This window comes from Lentihominibacter sp. (assembly GCF_046951855.1).
In the GTDB taxonomy this organism is placed as follows: Bacteria; Bacillota; Clostridia; order Peptostreptococcales; family Anaerovoracaceae; genus Lentihominibacter; species Lentihominibacter hominis.
Genome location: NZ_JBKTXS010000011.1, coordinates 26,964 through 47,893, shown reverse-complemented (window position 1 = coordinate 47,893; position 20,930 = coordinate 26,964). Strand labels below are relative to the sequence as shown.

Here is a 20,930-nt window from a genome sequence, read left to right as displayed (position 1 = left end):
TGTTACTTTTCGGATATCAGAAGCTCTTTGACCCTGAGAAATTCAGCAGGCATAGGTGCTTCTACAGTTTTGCCCCGAAGTTCCTTTATTACGTCTGCCGAATCTGCAAACTTCAGTTTACAGGCATGCAGCAGCTGCGTTGTTATACCGTGTTTTTTAAGTTTTGCGTTTACATTTCTGTCTCCATATTTAGCATCTCCTGCAAGAGGAAATCCTGCATGTGAAAGATGGGTTCTTATCTGATGGGTCCTTCCTGTCAATATTCTTACCTCGGCAAGAGAAAATTCTTTACATGATACAACAGGAGCAACATAGGTAACAGCATCCTTTCCCCTATTCCCGTTTGCAATCTGTGAAATATTTCTGCCCTGATCCTTAACAAGTCTGTCCTCCAGCACTATAGGCTGCTTCAAACATCCGCACACTATCGTCATATAGTATTTTTCAATACCGTCTCTGCGACGTATCACCGCGGTCAGCTTTCTCAGCGCTTCCGAATTCTTTCCGAATATCACCAGCCCCGTAGTATTTCTGTCAAGCCTGTTTACAGGAGACGGTGTAAACGTTCTTTCATGTGCCGGATCGTATTCGCCGCATTCCTGAAGATAACCGCATACCTGATTGGCCAAGGTATTTTTTTTCTCATGAGAGTCACCATGAGTGAGAAGTCCCCAAGGTTTATCGACTATCAATATATTATTGTCTTCATATATAATTTTAAACTGTTTTCTGGCAGTCTTTTTTTTATCGGGAGCTGTAAGTATCTTCACTCTTTCTTCTTTCATATAAAGACTGAGTTCATCACCCGAACAAAGCATCGTATCTTCACGGACACGTTTTCCGTTAAGCTTCACATCTTTTCTGATCATTTTATATATAGAGCCCAGAGAAGCTTTTCTCAAATACTTCCTCAAAAACCTGTCAAGTCTCTGACCTGCCTCATTTTCACTTATTATTAATTTCACCATGTCTATGATTATACAACAAGTGCCTATGCAAATACAATTTTTTGTAAAGAAATTTTCATCTGTGAAGAAATTTTCATGAAAAAGCCTCCTTTTGGATTTGAGAAAATACACGAAATATGTTAAAGTAAGTATGTATGTGATGAATATCATCAAAAGGAGTATTAATATGAGAAAGATTAAAGACTTTTTTTATAATAAAAACGATATAATCATTGTATTGATAATACTGGCTGTAGCTGCTTTCATAATATATACCAGAATAGGGGCTATTATGGATTATCCTGAAAAGCTGGCACGTGAAGCAGCCGCAACACAAACGGAAAAAACGACTGAATCAACTTCTGAAACCGAAACAATATCAGTCACCATAGAAGACTCGGATACTGCCGCTACAGTATCTCAAAAACTTGAAGAAGCAGGTCTTATTGCGGCAGCTGCAGACTTTGAGGAATATATTACAAGTTCCGATAAAGCCTCTTCTCTGAAAGTCGGAACATTCCAAATACCAGTAAGCTCTTTACAAGAAGAGATTTTAGATATTATAACCGATTAAAGGAGGTAATCATGGCTCTAGTAACTACAAAAGAGATGTTCAAAAAAGCACTTACAGAGGATTATGCCGTAGGCGCTTTTAATGTCAACAACATGGAAATCATTCAGGGTATCGTAGAAGCTGCCCAGGAAGAAAGTGCTCCTCTTATTCTGCAGGTTTCCGCAGGCGCGAGAAAATACGCCAATCCCACATACCTTGTGAAGTTGGTGGAAGCGGCTATCATAGATACCGGACTTGACATCGTGCTTCATCTGGATCACGGTGCTGATTTTGATATCTGTAAGAAATGTGTAGACGATGGGTTTACTTCTGTAATGATAGACGGATCAAAGCATCCTTTTGAGGAAAACATCAAACTTACAAAACAGGTAGTGGAGTATGCTCACAGCAAAGGAGTTTCAGTGGAAGCTGAGCTCGGCAAACTGGCCGGAGTCGAAGACGACGTAAAAGTATCAGCGAGAAACGCTACTTTTACAGTTCCCGAAGAGGCCGCTGAATTTGTCGAAAAAACAGGCGTCGACTCATTGGCGATAGCTATAGGAACGAGCCATGGAGCATATAAATTTAAAGGTGAACCATATCTTGATTTTGAAAGACTCAAAGAGATTCATAAGCTGATCCCTGATACGCCTCTTGTTCTTCATGGAGCATCTACAGTACTTCCCGAATTTGTTTCAAAATGCAACGAATACGGAGGAAATATCCCTGGAGCGCAGGGAGTTCCCGAAGATATGATAAAAACCGCTACTAAATACGGAATCTGTAAAGTAAATATAGATACTGATCTCAGGCTTGCTATGACTGCCGAAATAAGAAAACATTTTGCAGAACATCCCGAAGATTTTGACCCGAGAAAATATCTCGGACCTGCCAGAGATGCAATCAAAGGAATGGTACAGCATAAGATAAAGAATGTACTGAATGCCTCAAACAAAAAATAAATAAAAAACTCCGGGTATTGATGTATACCCGGAATTTTTTAATCAATCATCATCTATCCATTCTGTAAGTTCGTTGAGGTTCTCCTTATCTCCTATCACATAAATGACATCATCTTCTTTGAATACATAATCCGGATCTATATCATAAAATACTTCTTCTTCATTCTCTATAGCGATTATATTAACTCCGAACTTTCCTCGTAAATTCACTTCAGCTATGGATTCATCTTCCATATCATATGAAATGGTTAATTTTGATATATTTATATGTTCATCCAGCTCCGCAAACTCCGGCATATCAGCATCTTCTAATTTATGTGCAAGTCTGGCTGCCATATCATGCTCCGGATAAACTACTTTCGCACCGAGCTTTTCCAGAATCTGCCCATGCTCTGTACTTGTAGCTCTAGCAATAACTTCCGGTATGCCAAGACTCACAAGATTCAGCGTAGTCAATATAGATATATCCATCTGCTCACCTATACAGACGATGGCCACGTCACAATTCTGAATGCCTGTTTCCAAAAGAGAACCCTTATCAAGATTCTTTATAACCAACGCATTTTCCGTATATTCTCTTATTTCCCTTACCTTCTCTTCATTCTTATCCAGAATCAGCAAATCTGCTTCCAGTCCGGCCATTTCTTTTGCCAAAGCATATCCGAAACGCCCCAGACCTACTATTCCGTACGAAATTTTTTCACTTCTGTATCTGCCAAACATTTTTTCCTCCTATATTAACCAATGGAAATATTTCCTTCAGGATAACGAGTTCTCTCACCTTTTATAAAATACCATAATGAAGCAATTGTCAAGGGGCCAAGTCTTCCTATATACATAACAATGATTGAAAGAAGTTTGCTTCCTACGCTCAACCCCGATGTTATTCCTGTAGACAGGCCCACAGTACCAAATGCGCTTGTCACCTCAAACAACGCATCCATCGTTGAAACATCAGGCTCCATTATAATCATTATATATGTTCCGGAAAGTATCACTCCCAATGCTATCAGGGTTATTACTGCAGCCTTATGAAAAGCATTAGCCGGAACAGCATAATGAAACGCTTCTTCCATCTTATTGGTAGCAGATGATTTGATCCCCTGAAGCAATACGAAAAACGTACTTGTCTTTATGCCGCCTCCTGTTGATCCCGGAGATGCTCCTATAAACATCAATACTGTCAATACCAGAAGCCCCGCATCAGAAAATTCACCTAACTGATATGTGGAGAATCCTGCTGTTCTGGACGAAACACTATGAAAAAAACTTCCCATCCATGTTACATCTTCTGTAAGTTTTATCAGCAATGTTCCAGCTATAATCAACACTATGCTTACAGAAAGCACCACTTTGGTATGCATTGAAAACTTTTTCCAGTGCAGACGTTTGGATAAAATCTCTTTTATTACAAGAAATCCTATACCTCCGAAGAATATCAGCACACATGTAACAATATTAAGCACTACATTATGCTGATACGGAATCAGGTTTTTCATACCTCCCAAGATATCAAAGCCGGAATTGTTAAAAGCCGCTACCGAATGAAACAAACTGACTCCTACAGCTTTGAGAGGAGGGTAATCCTGAATAAAAACAGTGAAACTGAATACAGCTCCCAATAATTCAAAAACCAGAGTCGTAAAAAATATACTTTTTACGAATTTGACCATACCTTTACGGGAGTTAATATTCATCGCCTCCCCGATAATATTTCTTCCTCTGAAATTCACTTTCTTACCTATAGCTACTATAACACCAGCTCCCACGGCAGTGACGCCCAGTCCTCCCACCTGAATGAGAAATCCAAGAAAAAATTGTCCCAAAGATGTGAATGTATCTCCTGCATCAACAGCTATAAGCCCTGTTACACAAACGGCGCTCGTAGATGTATAAAGTGCATCTATATAATGAAGAGTAACCCCCTCTTTAACGCTGCACGGCAACATAAGCAGAATTGAACCCAGTAAAATCGTCAGAGCAAATCCCATAGCGATGAGTCTGCCTGTAGACTGTTTTTTTATTAACTTAAACATATTATCCTTCCATATTGTAATTAAAATCACTAGCTTCGCTTTACGCTCACTCACCGTCGATCATACGGTATCCTACTCCCAGTTCATTTAAAATATAATGATTGCTGCCCGGTTTGCTGCCGAATTTCTTTCGGATATTAGCCATATTCACCTGTAATTTTTTTATACTTCCACGATCTTCCGTACCCCATATAGCACGTATGATAGAAGCATATGTCATGACTTTACCGGAATGCTCCGAAAGAAATGCAACAATATTATATTCTGTCTGTGTAAGGCTGACTTTTTTCCCGTCTACAGTTATTTCCCTGCGATCGTAATCTATACTGAGGCCGTTTGCCTTGAACTTGCCTGCAGGAGATATTCCGGCAGCCACATTATATCGACTGTTTCTGAGAGTAGCCCTGACTCTCGCCATAAGTTCTTCAGTACCGAATGGCTTGGATATATAATCATTGGCTCCCATATCCAGAGCCACAACTTTATCGCGCTCGGCCATCCTCGCAGACAATACTATGATAGGAGTTATAAATCCTGCCCGTATTTCCTTTATAAATTCCAAGCCATCTTTATCGGGAAGGCCCAAATCAAGAATAACAAGATCAGGATTATGAGAAGAAAACATTATTATTCCCTCTTCACATGTCTCAGCAGTTATTACCTGATATCTGTTTGTCTCTAATATAGCTTCCACAAAGCTGCGAATATTGACTTCATCTTCTACGATCAATATTTTATACTTATTATTACCCATTATGTATCCTCCATTTTGAGAGAAAATCCTATGACTGTCCCATATTCACTGCTTTTTACTCTAAGCTCTCCATCATGGGCCTTTATTATCGCAGCACATACCGAAAGTCCAATACCTAAACTCTGTTTGCTTCCATCAGCTACAAACTCGCCGGATCCGCCGTAACCTGCAAACATAGCCTCAACTTTATCCTCGGGTATCCCACAGCCATTATCAGAGATCTCAAACAGAGCATTGTTTCCATCTATAAACACTTCCATAGATACCTTTGTCATTCCCTCTGCATGAAGCACAGCATTCTCCAAAAAATTAAGCAACACCTGCTCTATAAGTATGGCATCCATAGGAATACTTATAAAACTATCCGGCATCTTTACATCTATATTCTGTCCATGATATCGTTTTTTAAATTTCATCAACACCGAATCTATAAGCTCTTCCAGAACAGTAGGAGTTTTTATTACTGAAACATTACCGCCATCTATACGTGTAACGGACAAAAGATTTTCCACCATACGGATAAGCCACTCTGCCTCTTCCTTTATTCCTGCCAGCAATTTCATCTGCTGCTCTTTTGAAAGCATATCGTAGTTCTCCATTACAGTGGAACTTGATCCGTAAATAGTAGTAAGCGGTGTACGTATATCATGAGATACAGCCCTCAGCAAATCTGCTCTTACCTTCTCTTTCTCTGCTTCTCTTCGCAGCCGTTCCTGTTTTTTTATTTTTGTAGTCAGGGTGCTGGTCATAGCTGCAACAAAAAGCATAACTATCCCGGAAAAAATATTCTCCGAGATAGAAACACTGAATTTGAAATAAGGAAATGTAAAAGCGAAATTTACAGCTACTACGCTCAGACAAGCAGTCACGATCCCCCATATATATCCCTTAGTAGTCAATGCTACAATAAATACTGCTAATACAAAAATGATCGGGGCGATCACCTCTGTTATAAAGAATCTCTGAATACAAATAATCAAGCCGAATGATAATGCTAAAACTATCATCATTATAAAAAAGTCTTTTATTTGATCTTTTATTTTTTTCATATCTTCCTCCGGCACGGACATTATAACACAGCGAAAGTTAGGATTTGGCAAAGATTTGATTCAGGGAATATTTTTTAAGATCATCAAAAAACCGGGAGCGCCGTCTGCCTGACGGACTCCCGGATCAATTCATATTTACGCTTGAATCAAAGTTTATAGATGTTTTCTGTTTACAGATCTTCTATCATATCGTGTTTTAATTTCCATAGGTTGTAAGAAAGATCTACATAATAAGTCTGTGGATTCTCAAAACGCTTCATCTCATCCCACATAGCATCCAGCTGTTGTGTACAGTAATCTCGAATTTCGTCAATAGAAGGACATTTATACACACATTTTCCTCCCTCAAAGATCTGTTCTCTCAAATTCCTGACATAGAAGTTTTTTATTTTCTTTCTCTTCCATACAGCTTCAGGGTCGAAGATTTCATACTCCTCGCCTTCGGGAATAGTTTCTCCGTCTAAAACGATTATATCTGCCAAAGCTCTGCTGCTATCTTTGTCAAAGATACGGAAAACGCTTTTAAAACCCGGATTGGTTATTTTTTCGACATTTTCGCTTTTCTTTATCTTAGGTATCATCTTCCCGTTCTTCTCAAGAGCAGACAGCTTATACACTCCGCCGAAAACCGGCTCTGAACCTGCTGTAATAAGACGCTCTCCTACTCCAAATGAATCAACACATGCACCCTCTGATATAATATCTCTTATAAGGTATTCATCCAAAGAATTTGAAACCACTATTGAACATTCTTTCAGTCCTGCCTCATCTAACATTTTCCTTGCTTTTTTTGTAAGATAAGTTATGTCTCCGCTATCTATCCTTATTCCCATCTTCTCAGGCTTTACTTCCTTAAAAACTTTTATGGCGGCAGGAACTCCTGACTTAAGCACATTATAAGTATCTACCAGCAGCGTACAATTCGTGGGATATATCTCCGCATACTTTTTAAATGCCTCATATTCATCATCATACATCTGTACCCAGCTATGAGCCATAGTTCCCATAGCCGGTATTCCGTGATCTCTGTCAGATATGGTACATGCTGTTCCTGCACAGCCGCCGATATATGCCGCCCGAGCTCCATATACTGCTGCCGAGGCTCCGTGAGCTCTTCTTGTTCCGAACTCCATCACAGGTCTCCCCGACGCTGCTCTTACAATACGGCTTGCCTTTGTAGCTATGAGACTCTGATGATTTATTATCAAAAGCATCATTGTCTCTATAAACTGAGCCTGCATCACAGGTCCCCTTACAGTTATTATAGGCTCTCCAGGAAAAATCGGCGTTCCTTCAGGTACCGCCCACACGTCACATGTAAACTTAAAATCTCTGAGGTAGTTAAGAAATTTTTCATCAAAAATATTCTTTCCTTTCAGAAATTCTATATCTTCATCTGTAAATTCCAATCCTTTTAAATACTCAATAAGCTGCTCCAACCCTGCCATTATAGCATAGCCGCCCTCATCGGGTATTCTTCTGAAAAACATATCGAAATACGCTATGTCATCAGCCATATCACTGCAAAAATAGCCATTGGCCATGGTTATTTCATAAAAATCAGTCAACATCGTCAGGTTCAGCTTCTCTATCATCTAACTGTTCCTCCATCTTACCTTTCTCTTTGATAACTATACAAGATGACGCTACAACTATAATCCCGCCTATAAACTGCATTATCCCGATGGATTCCCCCAAGAACAACCAGCCGAAAAAAGTCGCTGTAACAGGAAGAAAATTTGAAAACATAGCCGATATAGTTGGCCCAAGTACCTTCAGCCCTCTTACAACAATAGTAAATCCAAGACCTGCGTTTACTAAACCGAGATATATTATTCCGCCTATTACGCCTTTTGAAAATGAATCAATGGGCGGCATCGTATGTATGGCATACGGACCTATAATCAGAATAGTACATAAAAGCTGATTAAAGGCCATGCTGGGGCTGGAATAATTTTTTGATAACGATGACGTTATAAAATTATAAATATTCCATGAAATTACAGCTCCAAAGGCAAGAAGATACCCTATCATCCTTCCCTGAAACAAAGTTCTGAAATCAGCGCCTATTATTATGGCAACCCCTGCAATACATATGATTATTCCAAGCAGCATCTTTACTGTGAATTTTCTTTTAAAAACAATTCTCTCTACTATCATTGACACCGCCGGAACAAATGATAATATTATCGTGATAAGTGATACAGGCAGATAATCCATCGCCGTATATTCACAAAAATAATAAAGTATCTCTCCCGTCAGTGAACAAATTATAAAAAATGGTATGTCCTTGACGCGAACTATCGTCTTTCTGTCCTGTTTAAGCTTTATGGCCAGTACCAGCAACGCTCCTATACAGTATTTTAAAAACAGAAGATTCATAGGCTCCAGCACCGTCAGAGCTTCTTTGGCAACGACATAATCAAGCCCCCACAAACACACCAGTAGACACATCAGTAAGAATGCTGAGCTCTTTTCTTTCAACTTTTCACCACCCAGTCTAAAACAAAAACTTCGACTAAAAAACAAAGCCAACCCTGCCTATTCCGATTCAAAAGCCAACTTTATTAATATTTCCTACATAATAAAACAAATTTTTCATCGGCACATCGTTTATTATTATAACACCTATTCCGAATCACTACAATATCAATGTTTATACACAAAAACAGCAGTCTCCTCAACGGAAACTGCTGTTTCTGAATTTTTATCATCCTGATCCTTTATGTTATACAGCATCTGCTGTTCCTATTATCCCACCGGCTATCAGCCCATCAATTTCCTCCTGAGTATATCCTGCTTCCTTTAAAACATCACAGCTGTTCTCCCCTAAAAGAGGTGACGGCTTCTTTACATAACCCGGGGTTCCACTGAATTTTACAGGTATTCCGAAAGCTCTAAAATGCCCTACGTTAGGATCATCTATATCTATGATCATATCCCTTGCCAATATCTGAGGATGCTTCATTGCATCTACCGGATCAACTATAGTGGTTGCCGGTATTCTGTATTCTGAAAATCTTTCCATAAGCCATGATGATGTTTTATCTTTAAAAACATCCTGCATTAGCCTTGTAAAACTTTCAAAATTCTCACATCTTAAGTCATTCGTAGCATAGCGAGGATCACTTTTCAATTCCGGCATCTGGATAGCATCGCAAAAATCAGGCCACATAGATTCATCGTTTATTCCAACTGCTATAAAATCATCTGCGCAATCATATGTATCATACGGTACGATTTCTCTCGGTTTAGCGTTACCTGTCCTGCTTATTTGTTTTCCTGTCAGCGCATATGTAAGTACTGCGTCCTCTATGGTAGCAAACATGGTATCCAGCATAGCCACATCTATGCGCCTACCCTTTCCGGTACGCTTCTTATCGTAGCAAGCCAGTGCTATGGCAAGAGCCATAGTCAGGCCCGTGTAACTATCAGCTACTGACGCTCCTGATCTGAGAGGAGGAAGATGTGGAAATCCGGTCATTTCCATAAATCCACACATACATTCTATAACATTGTCATATGCAGTATTTGTCTTCAAAGGACCGGTCTGGCCAAAGCCTGTTATAGAAGCAAATATAATCTGCGGATTCACTTTTTTCATTTCTTCGTATCCCAGCCCAAGTTTATCCAGGGTGCCGAATTTGAAATTTTCCAGCACTACGTCTACCTGCCCGTAGAGTTTTCTTATAATTTCTTTTCCCTCGGGCTCACTCATATCAACCGCAATGCCTTCTTTATTTCTGTTATATACAGCGAAATATCCACTGTTTCCATTGGCAGCGTAAGGATTCCAGAATCTTGACTGGTCTCCTCCGTCTACTCGTTCTACTTTAATGACTCGCGCTCCGTAATCTGCCAGATTCATAGCGCAATATGGTCCACTGTATGCCTGTGTGAAATCCAGTATTGTTATTCCTTCAAACGGTCTCATCTCTCGTTACCTCCTTCACACATTACGATGCCGGCTTTCTCCATATCGCGTATCTGTCCGCCGTCCATTCCCAGTTCTTCAAGAAGCTGTAACGTATCCTCCCCCAAAAGAGGTGCTGATCCTGAAGGCACGTCATCTATTCCCGATATCTTTATGGGATAACCCGGCATTCTTATAGCTCCGATAGCTTTATCTTTCACTTCTATAACCATGTTTCGCGAATTGAGTTGCTCATTGTCAAATGCTTCCGGTACAGTGTAGCCCGGGCCGCTGGGAATGTTATATGGCCTAAGTAAGGCTTCCACCTCCCATTTGGTCATATCTTTGAATTTATCTGCTATTATTTTTCTGAGACTACTATCATAGTTTTCTCCCCGTGATTCGTTAGTGGAATATCTTGGATCATCAAGAAGTTCTTCCATATCCATGGCCTCACAGAACTTTTTCCACTGAGCATTGGTAGATACAGCAGTAGATATGATCCCGTCTTTTACCTCAAAAGTATCATACGGAGCTATACTTCTTGAACGATTGCCTTCTCTTTCAAAGCGTTTTCCTGACATAGCAGCCTCTACCACACTGTCCTCCAGAGCTGTAAACATACAATCTGAAGAAGCTATATCTATTTGCTGCCCTTTTCCGCTTTCATCTCTTGCCATCAACGCCCCTATTACGGCAAAGGCCAAAAATACACCGCCAAACTGATCCGCCATTCTCGAACCATGAGCTGTAGGTTTATGGTCCGGAAATCCGGTTATCTGCATAAGTCCGCATAAAGCTTCTGCAGTGAGATCATTTCCTTCTGTTACACTCATAGGTCCAGTTTTTCCGAATCCTGTATGAGAAGCATATATTATTTTCGGATTGATCTTGACCATAGTATCGTAATCCAGATGGCACGCTTTTAGCTCTCCTGCTGCAAACGACTCACATACCACATCAGCTCCGACTATCAGCTTTTTTATAATTTCCCGGCCCTCAGGAGAATGTCTGTCTACACAGATGCTCCTTTTTCCCCGGTTCATATAAGCATGGTATGCACTGCCTTTTTCATTTTTAGGGAAGCTGCTTCTGAGAACATCTCCCCCTGTCTTGTGATCTTCGATTTTTATCACTTCTGCGCCAAAATCAGCAAGCAACATCGTTCCATAGCTCCCCGTATGACCCTGAGTAAAATCTATGATCCTCACTCCATCTAATATTCTGGACATTTTTCCCCTCCGCATCTTCACTGGTTACATCTATTTATCAGGAGCTGTTATTACAAATGTCACATCACCTTTAACTGTAAGTATAGGATCGTCAAACACTTCCGAACGATCAGTTTGCTGATTATATTCCGATGTCTTATACATTTCATAGCCGTAGACTCTTGATGTATTCCCTTGTTTGATAAGCCAGCAGATAATTTCCACTGCATCCAGCATATGTACAGGTCTCAGTATATTGCCTTCTGTATGGACAAAAAGTCCTCCATCACCGCCATCTCTGATATTGCTCAGCTCTGTACAGCAGTCTATGCATTTTTCCATAAGTTTGCATCCCGAAATCATCTCTCCCGGATAATGCATATCCTCACCATGAATAGAAAGCCTGAATTTCAGTTCAGTAACGTCACTTCCTTTTCTCACTTCACTCAGTAAATCTCTTCTCTCCGCTTCAATTCTTGCCATTTTAATCCTCCTTTTATCTTTAACTTTAATTTACTTATTTTTTTACTCTTTAAAGAGCAAATCCACAGATCAGGAATCCTATAAGAGCCAGCGCTGCAGATATCACTGCATATGGGAACTGTGTAAATGCATGTTCCAAATTATCCATACCGCATGCCTGAGATGTGAGTACAGTGGCATCTGAATAAAAGCACGCATGACTTCCAAACGTTCCTCCTGATACTATCGCACCGAATACCACCAAAGGATTAGCTCCCCCTGCCAACGCAAGCGGTATTAATATAGGAATAGTCAGAGCAGGTATTCCCCAATTGCTTCCTGTAATAAATGACAGCGCTGCAACCACCAAGAACGTAATAGCCGGAAACAGATCTGCATTCATATACGGAAGTACTGCGTTAATAACGAACTCCGGCAGCCCTATTCCATCCATAGAAAGCTGTACAGTAAGGGCTCCTATAGTTATGAACATCATCGGAACCATAGAAGCAAACCCCGACGCAAACCCTTCACAAAAGCCTTCAAAAGACAAAGCCTTTGTAGGCAGATACATTATCAGCATAACTATGATAGCTCCTGCCAGCCCTATGAGAATATCTCCTGTACAAATAGACACTGCTATTACCACAGCCAGCGGAACAACGAAGAACCAAATGTTTCCACCTTTACCGTCAGTATCCATTCCTTCAGATTCCATGAGCTTATCAAACTCTGTTATACCTTTATTGTATTTTTCACTTTTTTCGGAATACACTCTTCCTGTTGAGGCTACTCTCTCATAGGCTTTCTTCATGCCAAACATCTTTGGTATTACGCCTAATATGACAAGCGGTACGACGATTACAGCGGTCCATCCGTAAAATATGAACGGCAATGACTGCACATATATGTCCATGCCGCTTCCAAATGATGCCATACCCGCTTCTTCACCTACTACACCTGCATAAAACACAGCCCATGTGGATAATGGAATCAGTACACATACAGGAGCCCCTGTTGAATCTATGACATATGCCAGCATTTCTCTCGGTGATTTGTATTTATCACAGGTTTCTCTAAGGGATGTGGATATAGTCAAAATATTAAGATAATCATCCATGAATACAATAATTCCCAATATCCATCCGATTATCAGCGTCTTTTTTTCTGATTTGGCAAATTTCCGAAGCAACTTACCGAACCCTAACGCGCCCCTTGATCGCTGAAGCAGGAATGTGAAACCCCCCAGCAAACCAAATACCATGATCATCCACATATTGTCAGCAGCTGTGACAGAAAATCCATCTAATGTGGCTCCAAGCACATTCCCTTTATCTGTCATCAGAAAGCCGATAACTGCACCTAACAAAAGCGCCTCAAAAGTTCTTTTGGTGACTAAAGCAAAAACTATGATCACGATAGGAGGAATCAACGTCAATATACCGAAATTATCCATACATCTCCCTCTCCTTTCTTATATTTGATCGTCACAGACGATCATCTGAGTTACACCCTCGCGGTGTTTCTTATATTTGATCACCAGCGGTAATCATTGTTACAGCGACAATTCTTAAGAACATTCAGTTGTTTTCTTGTGCACGCCTATATTTATTGCATTAATCATGCCAATTTCAATATTTTTCTGAAATCATTGATTTTTCAATGTTTTCCAAATCTTCTTAGAATATCTCTTGTCTACTGAAGTGTCCTTTTTGCAACTCTTCCTCCTTTTCCCGACACTCTGATTCTTTATATATGTACAATTTCCTTAAAACTTGCATTTTTTTAAGGTTTTTTCTAAGCAAATAAAAAGTTGCATATAGCCAACCTTAACAGTTGTTTATATGCAACTTTTTATTTGCTCTTGCAATTTTTATTATGATTACTTAAATATTATATCGTATTTTTTTAATTTTCGACCTATGGTAGATTTATCTACATGCAGCTTTCTGGCTACTTCTGCAGCAGTATGATACTGTTCGAGATAACTTACCAATACCTCTCTTTCATATTCCTCCATAAGCTGGTTTAATGTAATATTTTCGCTGGCCGATAATCTGTTTTTATCTCTTCCGGCAGATTTCAAAAGATTCTTTACCTGCCTTGCAGTTATATGTTCTCCGTCATATACAACCATGGCCCTCTCAATCATATTTCTCAATTCCCTTATATTCCCATGCCACGGGGCGCACATAAGTTCAGATAATGCACCTGTGGATATATTCTTTTTTATATTATATTCTTCTGAAAAATTTTCAACAAAATACTCTGCCAGAGCTTTAATATCTTCCTTTCTCTCTCTGAGAGGAGGAATTTCAAGAGGCACCACATTCAATCTGTAATAAAGATCTTCCCGGAAGGCGCCGCATTCTATAGCTTCTTTTAAATCTCTGTTGGTTGCCGCTACTATACGTACATTTACTTGTATAGGCATTTTTCCCCCTATCCTCATGAACTCTCTTTCCTGCAATACTCTCAGAAACTTTGCCTGAAGCCTGAGCGGAATTTCTGTTACTTCATCAAGAAATAATGTACCTCCATTCGCAATTTCAAAAAGTCCCGGTTTTCCTTTATTATCTGCTCCGGTAAAAGCCCCCTTTTCATATCCGAACAGTTCTGATTCAAGCAAATTATCAGGGATTGCTGCACAGTTTATCTTTACAAAAGGTTTATCATTTCTGCTGCCCATATTAAATATATAATCTGCGATCACTTCTTTGCCTACTCCTGATTCTCCTGATATAAGTACTGTAGTATCCAGCTGAGATATACGTCTTGCTGTCTGAAGTATTTTTTTCATTTTTTCACTTTTTGCTATCACTTTAGGTTTTCTTGACTTACTGCTTGCCCTGAGATATTCAAGTTCCTTTGCCTGTCTTTCCGAAAGTTCTTTCGTCTCTTCCAGCAGCTTTTCAAGAATCTTAGTCTCGGTAACATCCCTTTCGGTGCATATAACAAGTTCTATTTTATCATCTTTAAAATAAGGAACTGCAGTGACATAAAGACTTCCTCCATCAGCCAGTTTCTGGATCATTCTGCATTCATCCCTATTTTCTATGGCTTTAAGTACAGAAGATTCGTCGACATATCCCACCTCTTGGAGATATCTCATGTTTTTGCCAAGAATATCTTCCAAAGCCATTCCTCCGCCGGTACGTTCCGATTCTTTATTCACCATCAGTACATTACCCTGTCCGTCTGTTATAAAAACTCCCACTTTAAGGGCGTCTATTATATTGAGAAATTTTTCATAATTGTCCAGCAAAAGCTTTTTTTCACCGATTCCGCTCATCTAAACGCCTCCCTTGACATCATAGACTTATCATAAGTATCTGTTTCACAGACTAAAATCTGCTTCTTAAATTATATGAAACAGATTTTTTCACATGCGCAAATGAAAGAGGTTTCGTTTATTTATGTCAATAATAATTCGTGATAGCGAAACATTTCGTTATTACGAAACATTATAATCGCAATGTTGAAGATAATCAAGCATTGTCTTCACTATCATTAAAAACCAAGGAGATTAAGGATATGCAAAAAATCAGACCTGACATGGACATAGGCCATAATATTCAGCGTTTGAGAAAAAGATCGAAACTGACACAGGATCAGGTCGTAGCAAAACTTCAGCTCACAGGAATAGAAATGTCAAAAAGTACCTATGCAAAAATAGAAACTAACAGAATGAATGTAAAAGTAAGCGAGCTTATAGCCCTATGCAATATTTTTAACGCTGATATCTCAGAATTTTTTGACGGGCTATTATAGACAAATTAATTATAAAGTGTTCCTCTTCTTATTGTATAAACTGATAATATAAGTGATTATCACTGCGCATAAAACTCCGAACACGTTTTGAACCAGCCGGGCAATCATCGTTAACTTAAGTCCATATGTTCCGACAGCTACACAAAGCCCGCCGCATGTATTAAAAGGAACTTTTGAAATATATTTACTGCAGAAACTCAAACAAAAACCTCCTGCTATTCCTATAAAGCCATACACATTTTCCGGCAAAAACAGACATATTATAAAAAATATAATTATCCCAAGCACAGTTCCCTGTATTCTGTGAACAAATCTGTTTTTTACTTCATGTTCAAACGGAACAAGTACTGACATTGCAGCTATACCTGCCCACATTGCTTTAGGAAGACCTAATATTTCTCCTATGAAAATTGACAAAGTTACAGCCAATGTAGCCTTCACCTGCCATTGAGACTTCAAGTTTTTAAACCCAAACTCCTTAATAATATCCGAAATCTTCCTCGTCTCTTTCATCTTATAATGCTTATGAAAAAAAACAAGACACGTAAGCAGAAAACCGACTGCTATGGCTACCACTCTTGAATAATAAAGCTTTCCCGTAACATTATATCCATATATCAGCAAATATCCCAAAACCATTATAGAATGGTTAAAATATTCAACTTTTGAGCAGCAAAGTACGTATATTATAAATATACCTACAATGTTTATCAATAATCCAAAAAATGGATTGACCATATTCGCCGCCATAGGCAAAAACATTATAATAAGAAAATATATAGTAAATATCTTAAAGGAGTCTTTAAGGGAAACTCCAAAATCCGTTGATTGAAAGGTCAATACACACAGCAAAACAGTAACTCCCACACTGCTGTTGTCAAAACCAAACAAAACAGAGTATACAATAACAAAAACGCTGCAAAATAACAGCGTCAAAACACCTTTTGCGGTCAGCGCCGCAATATAATAAATCTGCCTGCTCAATGAATCGGAATCTTTTATCAAACTTTTTAATTCTGATACATCCATCTGCAAATTTTTAGAAAAGTTCAATTTTTTCACTTCCTTGTTTTTTTGTTTAATCTTTATATATTTATGCTATCACTTCAATAATAAATTGTCAATTTGTTGGATTTATAAAAAAACACAAAAAAACAGCCCCAAAATTTAAAATCTTTGAGGCTGTTTTTTCACTTTGATTCCCTATTTGTCATCATCACTATTATCACATCATCATTATCCCTGCTGCAAGATATGCAATAACTGTTATCACTGCTGATAAAATACAATACGGAAGCTGGCTCAACGCATGATCCATATTCTCTATCTTACATACGGCCGAAGTGAATACCGTGGCATCAGAATAAAAGCACGCATGGCTTCCGAAACATCCTCCGCAGGCAATGGCTCCCAAAATGATAAACGGATTGCACCCTATGCTGATGGCAATAGGTACTATTATCGGTACCATGACAGCCGGCACTCCCCAGTTGCTTCCCGTAGTAAAAGACAGCATCGCTACAGCAACAAAAGTCAAAGCCGGAAATATGGCGGGACTCAGCACCGATTCAACAGCTCCGCTGATATATTCAGGAAGCTCCATAGCTATGAGAGCATCCCTTACCATAAAAGCTCCCACTATAATTATTACCGGTGATATCATGTTTTTAAAACCATTCATACAGTTTCTGCAATAATCGGCAAAACCCATAACCCTGAGAGGTATATAGAGCACGCCGCAGATGCCTATAGCTATCATTGCGCCCTCCATGAACATGCCTTTTATTGCCCACACAACCAGGATCACAAGAGGTATCACAAAAAGAAGAATTTTCCAAGCTGCCGGCTTTTCCATGTCGCTTTCTCTTTTCCCTTCATTTAAATACGAGCTTCTTTCACTGTATACATTTCCTCCGGATTCCACTCTTTTGTACGCTGTTTTCATCATGCCTAGCTTAGGCAGCCATCCTGCAGAGAACAGGAATACCACCAGTATAGCTGCCATGGAATAGAACATAAACGGTATTACATGTAAATAATTTGACATAGCTGTCCCGGTAAGATCAAGTGATTTCTCCGCCATGAATATACCTGCGAAAAACACTCCCCACGAACTTACCGGAACCATGATACATACAGGTGCTGCCGTGGAATCAAGTATATATGCCAAAGCCTCCCTCGGTATTCTATTTTTGTCCGAAGTTTTCTTCATTGCAGCCCCTACTGTCCCTATATTTGAAACATCTCCTATAAAAAAACTCAATCCCAATATAAATGTACTCAAAAGAGTCCTTCTCTGATTAGTTGCTACTTTCAATATATACTGCGTCAGAGCATCAACACCTCCCGAATGAGTCACCAGTTCTATAAATATCCCGATGAATATAGTAAGCAGTATCACCCATATGGTATCTGCATCCATGAGAACAGAATAAAGAGAGTCAACAAACGGTTTAAAAAAGTCGTCTTTGTACATCAGCACATACGACAGAGCTGCTCCAATAATAAGAGCCGAAAACGTTTTTTTTGTCACAACCGCCCATACTATAATGAATAATGGCGGAATCAGACACAACCATTCAAATCCACTGCTCATAATACTCCTCCTTCTGATATACTGATCACTTTATCGGCAGCCAACCTATCTATTTCTTCACTGGAAAACCCCACCTCCATAAGGATGTCCCGAGTATTTTCTCCCAGCCTGGGAGATGATTTCATTATGCAGCCCGGAGTCTTGCTGAATTTAACCGGAAACCCAAATGTCCTGAGATGACCTACATTGGCATCTTCAAATTCAATGGACATATCCCGAGCTTTGATCTGAGGATGTTCTATAGCATCAAGAGGATCAAAAGAAGCAGATACAGGTATATTGAATTCTGCAAAATCTCTGAATATTTCTTCCTCAGTTTTCTCTGCAAATATTTCTTTCATAAGCTCAGTGAAACTTTCAAAATTTTCACACCGGAGATCATTTGTAGAATATCTCGGATCCTCTTTCAGATCTGGCCTCCCAATTGCTGCACAGAAATCCGGCCACATAGTCTCGTCATTTATTCCTGTCGCGATAAAGCCGTCAGCGCAGAAATATGTATCATAAGGTACTATTTCTCTCGGTTTGGCATTGCCTGTTCTGCTTATCTGCTTCCCTGTAAGGGAATATGCCAGTATTGCATCCTCAATAGCGGCAAACATAGTATCCAGCATTGACACATCAATCCGTTTGCCTCTTCCTGTACGCCGTTTGTCATAACAGGCCAGTACGATGGCAAAAGCCATCATTAGTCCGGTATAACTATCACCTACCGAAGCTCCTGAACGAAGCGGCATATCATCGGGAAATCCTGTCATCTCCATGAATCCGCACATGCACTCTATGACATTGTCATAGGCTGTATTGGTACGAAGGGGACCGGTCTGACCAAATCCTGTTATTGAAGCAAATATTATCTCCGGGTTGGCTTTTTTCATTTCCTCATAACCCACTCCCAGCTTATCGAGGGTTCCGTATTTGAAATTTTCCAAAACCACATCTGTTTTTCTGTAAAGCCTCTTTATTATTTCTTTTCCTTCAGGCTTATTTAGGTCTACGGCTATTCCTTCTTTATTGCGATTATAGACAGCAAAGTATCCGCTATTGCCATTAGACGCATATGGATGCCATGATCTGGACTGATCCCCTCCGTCCACACGTTCCACCTTGATTACCCTTGCTCCGTAATCCGCCAGATTCATAGCGCAGTATGGTCCGCTGTATGCCTGCGAAAAGTCTATTACGGTTATTCCTTCCAGCGGTCTCATATCGATCTTCCTCCTTTACACATTATTACTCCACATTCTTCCAAGTTCATGATATTTTCCTTGCTCACACCTGCGTCTGTAAGAAGTTTTTCAGTATCCTCTCCGAGAATCGGCGCTGATCCTACAGGCTGATCATTTATTCCCTGCATTTTAATAGGTATTCCCGGCATCTTTATTCTCCCCAGCTGCCTGTCTTCAACTTCCACTATCATATTTCTTACTTTAAGCTGTTGGTTTCTGAAAGCCTCCTCTACAGTATATCCGGGTCCGCTCGGTACGTTTAAAGGTCTGAGAAGGTTTTCCACTTCATTCTTTGTCATTTTTTTGAACTTTTCAGCTATCACATCTCTCAGGCCCCTTAAATAATATTCTCCCCGGGATTCATTGCTGCTATATCTGGGGTCATCCAGAAGCTCACTCATATCCATAGCTATGCAGAACTTTTCCCATTGAGAGTTAGTCGACACGGCAGTTGATACTATGCCGTCTTTCACCTGAAAAGTATCGTAAGGAGCAATTGCTCTTGACCGATTTCCCTCCCTCCTAAAACGTCTTCCGGTCATCATCTCAGCAATCAGGATATCTTCAAGCGCGGAAAACATACAGTCTGCAGATGCTATATCTATCTGCTGCCCCTCTCCGGTAATATCTCTTGCCATTAATGCAGAAACTATTGAAAACGCCAGAAACACACCTCCAAACTGATCTGCCATTCTCGACCCATGAGCAGTAGGTTCTCTTTCCTCAAAGCCGGTTATCTCCATAAGACCGCATAAAGCCTCTGCAGTAATATCGTTTCCTGCGGTATTGCTCATAGGCCCCGTTTTTCCAAAGCCTGTATGTGAAGCATATATTATTCCGGGATTTATTTTAAAAGCCATCTCATATCCCAATCCGCACTGTTCCAGCTCTCCTGCAGGAAAAGACTCGCACACTACATCAGCATTCTTTATAAGCTTCCTAATAAGCCGCTGTCCCCTTTCATTCTTCCTGTCTATGCATATACTTTTCTTCCCTCTGTTCATATAGGCATGGTAAGCGCTCCCGTTCTCTGTTTTGGGAAAACTTTTTCTAAGTACATCTCCGCCGATATTATGATCTTCTACTTTTATGACTTCTGCTCCGAAATCAGCAAGAAGCATCGTACCGTAACTTCCCGTATGTCCCTGTGTAAAATCTATTATCCTGACTCCGCTTAATATTCTCTTCATTTTTCCCTCCACATTTATCAAGCTCCCGAACAAAATGCAATACCTCTTATTTTTGTTTCACTTATCAAATACTTATTTTCAACTTCTATCCTTGTCATCATTACCTCCTTAATAAAATTATTTATATTTTTCAAAATATTCTTATTTTATATATTGAGCAATTATTATGCCAAAAAAAAAACGTTGAAATACCAACGTTAAAAAAAATCTATTGCAGTAAAGCAACAGATTTTTTGGATGTTCCTATTGTTAAATTA

Annotated in this window: 19 protein-coding genes; 3 read left to right on the top strand and 16 right to left on the bottom strand. The window is 39.6% G+C overall.

Features of this window, described 5'->3' with window-relative positions; all coding sequences use genetic code 11:
• Positions 1 to 2: 2 nt before the first annotated feature.
• On the bottom strand, positions 3 to 968 hold the full coding sequence (locus ACLR96_RS04705; protein ID WP_187524756.1) for an RluA family pseudouridine synthase: 966 nt from the start codon (positions 966 to 968) through the stop codon (positions 3 to 5).
• A gap of 166 nt (positions 969 to 1,134) precedes the next feature.
• On the opposite strand from ACLR96_RS04705, the gene ACLR96_RS04700 reads away from it, so the two are divergent.
• The gene (locus ACLR96_RS04700; protein ID WP_187524757.1) at positions 1,135 to 1,521 is read left to right on the top strand and encodes a hypothetical protein; all 387 of its coding nucleotides are present in this window, start codon (positions 1,135 to 1,137) and stop codon (positions 1,519 to 1,521) included.
• 11 nt (positions 1,522 to 1,532) lie between these two features.
• A complete protein-coding gene (gene fba / locus ACLR96_RS04695) occupies positions 1,533 to 2,462 on the top strand; it encodes a class II fructose-1,6-bisphosphate aldolase (protein WP_187524758.1) in 930 nt (309 codons plus the stop codon).
• Between the two features lie 42 nt (positions 2,463 to 2,504).
• Here the strand turns inward: fba and ACLR96_RS04690 are convergent, their stop codons facing one another.
• From ACLR96_RS04690 to ACLR96_RS04640, 11 genes are all read right to left on the bottom strand, one after another.
• Positions 2,505 to 3,185 carry a potassium channel family protein gene (locus ACLR96_RS04690; protein WP_187524759.1) on the bottom strand — a complete coding sequence of 227 codons (681 nt, stop codon included), beginning with the start codon at positions 3,183 to 3,185 and terminating at the stop codon, positions 2,505 to 2,507.
• Positions 3,186 to 3,199: 14 nt separating this feature from the next.
• Positions 3,200 to 4,498 (bottom strand): TrkH family potassium uptake protein, encoded by a 1,299-nt coding sequence (locus ACLR96_RS04685; protein ID WP_412265311.1) that lies wholly within the window; start codon positions 4,496 to 4,498, stop codon positions 3,200 to 3,202.
• 46 nt (positions 4,499 to 4,544) lie between these two features.
• Entirely contained in the window at positions 4,545 to 5,252 is a 708-nt protein-coding gene (locus ACLR96_RS04680) for a response regulator transcription factor (protein ID WP_187524761.1), read from the bottom strand.
• Positions 5,252 to 6,301 carry a sensor histidine kinase gene (locus tag ACLR96_RS04675; protein WP_187524762.1) on the bottom strand — a complete coding sequence of 350 codons (1,050 nt, stop codon included), beginning with the start codon at positions 6,299 to 6,301 and terminating at the stop codon, positions 5,252 to 5,254. Before ACLR96_RS04675 ends, ACLR96_RS04680 begins: the two co-directional genes overlap by 1 nt.
• A gap of 170 nt (positions 6,302 to 6,471) precedes the next feature.
• Positions 6,472 to 7,896, bottom strand: a complete 1,425-nt coding sequence (locus ACLR96_RS04670) for a nicotinate phosphoribosyltransferase (RefSeq protein ID WP_187524763.1) — start codon at positions 7,894 to 7,896, stop codon at positions 6,472 to 6,474.
• A complete protein-coding gene (locus ACLR96_RS04665; protein ID WP_187524764.1) occupies positions 7,862 to 8,785 on the bottom strand; it encodes a DMT family transporter in 924 nt (307 codons plus the stop codon). The genes ACLR96_RS04670 and ACLR96_RS04665 overlap by 35 nt, the downstream gene beginning before the upstream one ends.
• A gap of 244 nt (positions 8,786 to 9,029) precedes the next feature.
• Entirely contained in the window at positions 9,030 to 10,235 is a 1,206-nt protein-coding gene (locus tag ACLR96_RS04660; RefSeq protein ID WP_187524765.1) for a CaiB/BaiF CoA transferase family protein, read from the bottom strand.
• Complete coding sequence (locus ACLR96_RS04655; RefSeq protein ID WP_412265307.1) at positions 10,232 to 11,446, bottom strand: CaiB/BaiF CoA transferase family protein; 1,215 nt, start codon at positions 11,444 to 11,446, stop codon at positions 10,232 to 10,234. The genes ACLR96_RS04660 and ACLR96_RS04655 overlap by 4 nt, the downstream gene beginning before the upstream one ends.
• A 30-nt stretch (positions 11,447 to 11,476) precedes the next feature.
• On the bottom strand, positions 11,477 to 11,908 hold the full coding sequence (locus tag ACLR96_RS04650; RefSeq protein ID WP_187524767.1) for a hotdog domain-containing protein: 432 nt from the start codon (positions 11,906 to 11,908) through the stop codon (positions 11,477 to 11,479).
• Positions 11,909 to 11,957: 49 nt separating this feature from the next.
• Positions 11,958 to 13,343, bottom strand: a complete 1,386-nt coding sequence (locus ACLR96_RS04645) for a Na+/H+ antiporter NhaC family protein (protein WP_187524768.1) — start codon at positions 13,341 to 13,343, stop codon at positions 11,958 to 11,960.
• A gap of 426 nt (positions 13,344 to 13,769) precedes the next feature.
• Positions 13,770 to 15,179, bottom strand: a complete 1,410-nt coding sequence (locus ACLR96_RS04640; RefSeq protein ID WP_187524769.1) for a sigma-54 interaction domain-containing protein — start codon at positions 15,177 to 15,179, stop codon at positions 13,770 to 13,772.
• A gap of 242 nt (positions 15,180 to 15,421) precedes the next feature.
• Between ACLR96_RS04640 and ACLR96_RS04635 the strand changes: the two genes are divergently transcribed.
• The gene (locus ACLR96_RS04635) at positions 15,422 to 15,658 is read left to right on the top strand and encodes a helix-turn-helix domain-containing protein (protein ID WP_187524770.1); all 237 of its coding nucleotides are present in this window, start codon (positions 15,422 to 15,424) and stop codon (positions 15,656 to 15,658) included.
• A 9-nt stretch (positions 15,659 to 15,667) separates the two neighbouring features.
• On the opposite strand, the gene ACLR96_RS04630 is transcribed toward ACLR96_RS04635, so the two are convergent.
• From ACLR96_RS04630 to ACLR96_RS04615, 4 genes are all read right to left on the bottom strand, one after another.
• The gene (locus ACLR96_RS04630) at positions 15,668 to 16,711 is read right to left on the bottom strand and encodes an FUSC family protein (RefSeq protein WP_412265296.1); all 1,044 of its coding nucleotides are present in this window, start codon (positions 16,709 to 16,711) and stop codon (positions 15,668 to 15,670) included.
• A 172-nt stretch (positions 16,712 to 16,883) separates the two neighbouring features.
• Complete coding sequence (locus tag ACLR96_RS04625; RefSeq protein WP_412265294.1) at positions 16,884 to 18,254, bottom strand: Na+/H+ antiporter NhaC family protein; 1,371 nt, start codon at positions 18,252 to 18,254, stop codon at positions 16,884 to 16,886.
• Positions 18,251 to 19,462, bottom strand: coding sequence for a CaiB/BaiF CoA transferase family protein (locus tag ACLR96_RS04620; RefSeq protein ID WP_187524773.1), 1,212 nt, complete (start codon positions 19,460 to 19,462; stop codon positions 18,251 to 18,253). Before ACLR96_RS04620 ends, ACLR96_RS04625 begins: the two co-directional genes overlap by 4 nt.
• The gene (locus tag ACLR96_RS04615; RefSeq protein WP_412265292.1) at positions 19,459 to 20,673 is read right to left on the bottom strand and encodes a CaiB/BaiF CoA transferase family protein; all 1,215 of its coding nucleotides are present in this window, start codon (positions 20,671 to 20,673) and stop codon (positions 19,459 to 19,461) included. The genes ACLR96_RS04620 and ACLR96_RS04615 overlap by 4 nt, the downstream gene beginning before the upstream one ends.
• Between the last annotated feature and the right edge of the window lie 257 nt (positions 20,674 to 20,930).